The 1811-nt window shown below is 72.3% G+C and carries 1 protein-coding gene and 1 pseudogene; one reads left to right on the top strand and one right to left on the bottom strand.

Annotated elements, in window-relative coordinates; translation table 11 throughout:
* Nucleotides 1-256: 256 nt before the first annotated feature.
* Nucleotides 257-565, bottom strand: a pseudogene (locus ACFW2E_RS45645) (hypothetical protein).
* A 187-nt stretch (nt 566-752) separates the two neighbouring features.
* Between ACFW2E_RS45645 and ACFW2E_RS45640 the strand changes: the two are divergent.
* The coding region (locus tag ACFW2E_RS45640; RefSeq protein ID WP_384477745.1) for a serine/threonine-protein kinase at nt 753-1811 on the top strand (1059 nt) is incomplete at its 3' end.

The raw sequence follows: 1811 nt of genomic DNA, 5'->3' as shown, positions 1-1811 counted from the left end.
GACGACGGCTGTCGCGTGTGCGGATCAGCGCCCTCGGTACCGTCTGGGCCATGGTCCCTCTCCTGACCGTTGTCGGTTGTCCTTGGCAGCGGCGGGTGTCTGACCTCGGGGGACGAGTGCTGCACCCGCCGCTTGACCTCAAATCTAGGCTCGTGGCGCCCTACGGGCGTCATGCCGTCGTACCGAATCGCGGGCCTCCCGGAGGATGAGCCGCGACCAGCGGACTACTCCCCTGGGTGGAGACGGGGTCCTAGGTCTAGGGGTCATCCCTGAGGGGGTGCCCGCTGTATCCGGTCTTTTCCGAGCTGTCCTCGCGGGCCCCGGCTGTTCCCCGAGGGCCAGGGGCCGGTCCGCCGGGAACCGGGCGGTGCGGACGACGGAGCCTGCCCCACCCGCCTGAGAGGCGTGGGAGGACCGCCGGCGTGACTTCGCTCACTTCGACCCCACCCCGGCGCACCGCCGTCTCGACCCGGCGGCCCGCTCTGCTCGCCACCACCCCGCACGTGCGCGTCGTGTCCCCGGCGCCCACGGCCGTCTCCGTTCGGTCACCCTCGACGCGTTCAATACCCCTTCTTTGACGGGAGGTTGGAGTCACGGCACGGCCAATGACCGTCTGCGGGACGGCTTCCTGACCACTCTTCAATTCTCCGGCCCGGCACTGACAATCGATCGGGCCGAGAGGGCGCGGCCTCTGAGCGCAGGCGGCCGTGGAAACGTAAGCTGTGCCACGTCACACGGACCGGGCAGCGGGGATGAACATGGCGATGATGCGCCTGAGGCGCGAGGACCCGCGCGTCGTCGGCTCGTTCAGGCTTCACAGACGGCTCGGCGCGGGCGGGATGGGCGTTGTCTATCTGGGCTCCGACAAGAAGGGGCAGCGGGTCGCCCTGAAGGTCATCCGGCCCGATCTCGCGGAGGACCAGGAGTTCCGGTCGCGTTTCGCCCGTGAGGTCTCGGCGGCACGGCGGATCAGGGGCGGGTGCACGGCGCGGCTCGTAGCGGCGGATCTCGACGCCGACCGGCCGTGGTTCGCCACACAGTACGTGCCCGGCCCCTCCCTGCACGACAAGGTCGCCGAAGAGGGAGCGCTCGGCGCCGCGGAGGCGGCCTCGATCGGTGCCGCCCTGTCCGAGGGACTCGTGGCGGTGCACGAGGCCGGTGTCGTGCACCGGGACCTGAAGCCGTCCAACATCCTGCTGTCCCCGAAGGGGCCGCGGATCATCGACTTCGGCATCGCCTGGGCGACGGGTGCCTCGACCCTCACGCACGTCGGCACGGCGGTCGGCTCACCCGGTTTCCTCGCGCCGGAGCAGGTGCGCGGTGCGGCGGTCACGCCCGCCACGGACGTGTTCTCCCTCGGCGCGACCCTCGCGTACGCCTCGACCGGCGACTCGCCCTTCGGGCACGGCAGTTCCGAGGTGATGCTGTACCGCGTGGTCCACGAGGAACCGCATCTGCACGGCGTACCGGACGCGCTCGCCCCGCTCGTCCGGGCCTGCCTGGCCAAGGACCCCGAGGAGCGGCCCAGCACGCTTCAACTCTCCCTCAGGCTCAAGGAGATCGCGGCCCGCGAGGCCCAGGGTCTGACCGACGTACGGCCGCCCGTGCCCCGTACCACCGAGGCCGACCGGCCCACCGGACGGCTCCCCGAGAGCTATCCGGACCAGCAGCGCACACCGCGGCGTCCACAGCTGTCCCCCGGCAACACCCCCGCGCCGCGCCGGGCGACACCCACCCCCGGCGCCAACGCAAACGCCCGCGGCGGGGGCCCCGCCCGGCCCAACCGGGCGCCGGCGGCGCCCGGCGCCCCC

This window comes from Streptomyces sp. NPDC058964 (assembly GCF_042741275.1).
Taxonomy (GTDB): Bacteria; Actinomycetota; Actinomycetes; order Streptomycetales; family Streptomycetaceae; genus Streptomyces.
Note: the sequence above shows the minus strand (reverse complement) of the source record. Positions and strands in the feature narration are given on the sequence as shown.